We start from the raw sequence: 4,189 nt of genomic DNA on the forward strand, positions 1-4,189 counted from the left end.
CCAACGACGAATATAAATTAAAGGAAATGGTGGATGCGTTTATTTCCGTTCCCAAAAATCTTTTAATGGGGAAGAGTCTTGATGTGACAAGCTATAAAAAGCCGGTTGTCGAAGCTTATGAATCTCCTATTTACGTTCCTTTCGGAAGAAAGGTATATTTAAGCGATCTCGGCTATGAAGATTTCAAATTTTTCAATCCGGCATATCAGTATACCGTAAATTTCAACATACCTCCGGACGTTTTTCTTCTTTCCCAGAAAAAGTTTGTTTTTCATATGTATTACAATTACAACGCGGCGGTTGAAAAAGCGTCCGCCATTAATATTTTTATAAACGGAAAATTTTTAACCGCTTTAGAGATAAAGAATAAATTCGGTACTCTTTTAGAGGATAAAAAGTTAAAGATTCCGGTTTATATGCTGAGTCCCGGTAAAAACACCATCACCATACAGTACGCTCTTAAAGCCCCGGGGGCAAGTTACTGTAAATCTTCAAATTTCAGGCTTTTGCAGGGGACCGTGTTTACAAGCAAGTCTTATCTTGAGTTTCCTAAATTTTTACATTGGAGAGAAATGGCTTATATGGAACTTTTTACCACTACGGCATATCCGTTTTCCATATATCCCGATTTGAGAGATACCCAGATATATTTGGCTGAAAAAACTTCCAATCTTATTTCTTCAATGTATACCCTGATGGCATATATAGGGGAAAAAACCCTTGTTCCGCTGTATAACGTTTCAGTGGTAAATTCAAAAGGCGACATAGCAAAGGACAGCAATGTAATAGCGTTTGGTTTCGGACTTCCGAAGGAATTTTATAAAAATATGCCCATACTTTTCGACGCAAATAAGATAACGTTAAAATTCGACGTGTTCAAGAGAATAGAAGATACACTTAAAAACAGAATGCTCGGCGAAAAGGAAAACAGCAATCTTAAAACCATAATAAAACTTAAAGACAGTCTGATTGATGAAACGGTTTTTACCGAAGGGCGGTCACCTTATTCCTCCAATAAAACGTTTTTGCTAATTACGTCTAAAAACGATTACGATATTCTAAAGAGTATAAAGAGCCTCTATGAACCGGTGTTTGCCAGTAAGGTTAAAGGGGATTTGGTGGTTGTTGACAATAAATCCGATAATGTTTATCATGCGAATGTCGGGAAAAAGTATTATGTAGGACATTTGCCTTGGCTCGAATATTTTATGTTTAAAGTCGGTTTTTCGTATCCTATGCTGCTTCTGATGTTTATTGCGGTTGCATTCGTGTTAATTATCATCCTTAAGTTTTTACTTGATGTAAGACATAAATTTAAAGTGAAAAAATGAAAAAGCTGATTTTTCTTTTTTTCTTTGTTTTTTTATATTCCTATAACCCTGAAAGTTTTATTAAAAACGATTCTTTTGTCGTTGACCCTTATAACAGTTACAGAGTAACCTCCGAGTCCCAGGGTTACGGAATGATTTATGCGTATGTTATGGGGAATAAAGAGCTTTTTGATAAAATTTGGTCGTGGACAAAAACAAATATGCAAAGAAAAGACGGGCTTTTCGTGTGGAGGTACAATAAAAAAATAATCGATTACAACAACGCTATAGACGGTGATATGTTTATAGCATACGCTTTGATTAAAGGCTCTTTGAAATGGAAAAATCCCGTTTATTTCAATGAAGGTATAAAAATAATTAACGAAATAAAAAAATACGCCCTGAACATTAACTGCAACGAAATTTTTATTCCCGCACACGACGGTTTTGTAAAAAACAACGGTATAGAAATATTTCCGAGCTATTATGTTCCTTTTATTTTTTCATATTTTTATAAAGTAACACATCAGGGCGTGTGGAAAAATTTGTACGAGTATTCATATTCGCTTACCGATAAAATATTAAGCGATAAAATGTTTTTCTCTTTTTTTGAAAAAAAGCTGTATACTGAAGATACCGTGAGTATGGATGCATACAGAGTTATTCTTTACAGGGTGCTTGCGAAGGAAAACATATCCGAACTTAAAAACAGTTTTAAAAAAATAAACGAATTTTTTAACAAAAAAGGATATATTCCTTTAATTTATAGGTATAACAGCACAAATCAGATGAAAACGGAATCTCCTTACTGTGTTTACAGATGGTTTTATATATTATACGGCGACAAGGCTTATTTGAACAAATATAACAGTTTGAAAAGAAATGACAAACAAAACTATTTTTGCACTTTCTTGGATTTCTTTTTAGAAAAGGGGATTAAATGAAAAAAATGTTACTTATCGGAATTATGTTTTTAGAAGTGCTTTTTTCTTATACTTTGATTGTTACTCAAAAATCCGATGCGGACAAACTAAAAACGGTCGGTATTAAATGTGTTTATGACAGTGTCAACCAAAATTACAGATGTGTAAAATCAGCCGATTTGTTGCAGCTAAAACGTATAAAAAACTATATGAAAAAAGAATATGGTATAGATTCTTATATAGCTCAGGACAATTATGTAAAAAACAGAAATACATTAAGCGAAACCGGAAATATAAAAAACGTTCAAACGGACAATATGAATGTTTCCAAAGAAACTGTTATAAACGATGTTCCTATACAAACTGCAGATATTCCGAGAAGCGGTTACTGTATACAGGTTGCAAGTTCACCTTTCAAAAAGGGAATGCTGAAACTTTTTGCAAAGTATGCAGACAAACCCTTGGCGAGGGTTGAAAAAATAGGATCCAATTATGTTTTAAGAATAGGAGAGAGCAGAAATTACAGGGATATAAAAAAACTTTACAGGCAGATAAACAGGGGGTTTATCAGAAAATGCGATTATATTCCGAAAAGGATTATTAAATCGGGTGCGGCCGTTGCGGCGGAACCCGTAAGCGACACAGTTGTAATCGATACGCTTATTCCCAAAAAAAGCAAGGTTTCAGTAAATGAGATGTATGACGCTTTAAATTCGGGGGATCTGATTAAAGCCAAAAAAATGGCCGAGAAACTCAAATATACCAAATATGCGAACGATGCGTATAATGTATTGGGTATAGTGGCTATGAAAATGGGTAAATGGGACGAGGCTTGTAGGTATTTCTATAAAACAAGAAACAAAAAGCTTTTAAACACTGCCTGTTATACGGACAATTTAAAAAAAGGTTATTCTGTTTTACAAAGAAATCCTAAACTTTCTTTAAACTATTTTTACAAAGCAAAAAAATATAAAAATACGAAAGATATTGAAGTGGGAATAGGTTACGCCTATCTCAATATGAAAGATTACAAAAAAGCCGAAATGATATTTCAGAATCTATACAGCAGGTATCCTGAAGATAAGGACGTAATAAAAGGTTACGCCATAGCTTTGTATAATCTGAAAAAATATGATAAATTGAAAAGCTTAGGTTCCAGACTTCCCCCTAAATACGCCAAAGAACTCGAAAAATATGACGTTTACATGGATCTTGACAGGGCAAACGCTCTTATTAAAGAACAGAAATACGACGAGGCTGAAAATATACTGCTGAATCTTTACAATAAAAAGCCGGATAATATAAGTGTTCTTTTAACACTCGGTAATTTGTATTTGCAAAAAGACGAGCCCGATAAAGCTGAAAATTTTTTTAAAAACGTGCTTATAATAAATCCTGACAATATTTACGCTTTAAACGGTTTAAAAGCCGTCGCATTGAAAAGAGGCAATTACAAAAAAGCTCTGGAATATGTCAACAGGCTTAAACAGTTGGGAGTAAATGAAGACGACAGTGAAATTAAAAGTATGTATTATATGCAGCTGGCAAGGGAGGCTTTGAAAAACAAAAACTGCGATGAAGCCGGGAAAGATATAAACGTATTGATGAATTACGTCCAAAAATCCGCCGATTTTTATATGATTTTGGGAGATTATTATTCAGTTTGTAAAAAAGACAGCAGAAAAGCTTTTTTAAATTATGAAAAAGGCTATCAGCTTGCAAAGGATAATTTCGACGTAAAACTTAAATTTTTGTATTCCCTTTTGAATTACGATATGTTTACACAAATTAAAATCGTACTCGGTACCATTGATACGGATAATCTGACGCCGAAACAGAAAAAAGAGCTTAGAGATTTTTATAAGGCACTTTATGTAAAATACGCTTCGTATAAATTTAACAATAAAGAGTATAAAACTGCTATTCGTGTTGCACAGTACGGACTTAACTATGATC

At 33.6% G+C, this 4,189-nt stretch carries 3 protein-coding genes; all 3 read left to right on the forward strand.

The annotated features are described in order from the left end of the window. Positions 1 to 1,331: cellulose biosynthesis cyclic di-GMP-binding regulatory protein BcsB (locus ACXJIE_RS08515; protein WP_456480546.1), on the forward strand; the 1,331-nt coding region annotated here is incomplete at its 5' end. Next, positions 1,328 to 2,254, forward strand: coding sequence for a glycosyl hydrolase family 8 (locus ACXJIE_RS08520; protein WP_456480547.1), 927 nt, complete (start codon positions 1,328 to 1,330; stop codon positions 2,252 to 2,254). The genes ACXJIE_RS08515 and ACXJIE_RS08520, both read left to right, overlap by 4 nt. Continuing rightward, on the forward strand, positions 2,251 to 4,189 hold a 1,939-nt coding region (locus ACXJIE_RS08525; RefSeq protein WP_456480548.1), incomplete at its 3' end, for a tetratricopeptide repeat protein. The genes ACXJIE_RS08520 and ACXJIE_RS08525, both read left to right, overlap by 4 nt.

Source organism: Nautilia sp. (assembly GCF_053994455.1).